At 75.5% G+C, this 269-nt stretch carries 1 pseudogene; it reads left to right on the top strand.

Going from position 1 to position 269, the window contains the following annotated elements:
- A pseudogene (locus SB658_RS24305) lies at positions 1–269 on the top strand (helix-turn-helix transcriptional regulator); the annotation flags it as partial.

A 269-nucleotide genomic window follows, 5' to 3' on the forward strand; every position in this document is an offset into this window, starting at 1 on the left:
CGGCGCGACCTCGATGCGCTGGCCCAGAGCGGCGTCCCGGTCTACTCGATCCAGGGCAGAGCCGGCGGCTGGCGGCTGCTCGGCGGCGGCCGCACCGACCTGTCGGGGCTGACCGCGAGCGAGACCCGCGCTCTGTTCCTCGTCGCGGGTCCGGCGTCGACCGCGCCTCCGGCCGTGAGATCTGCGCTCCGCAAACTCGTGCGCGCGCTCCCCGAGCCATTCCGCGACGAGGCCGAGGCCGCGGCGACATCGCTGATCCTCGACCCGCG

This window comes from Bacillus sp. SIMBA_008, from assembly GCF_046535495.1.
GTDB classification, from domain to species: Bacteria; Bacillota; Bacilli; order Bacillales; family Bacillaceae; genus Bacillus; species Bacillus subtilis.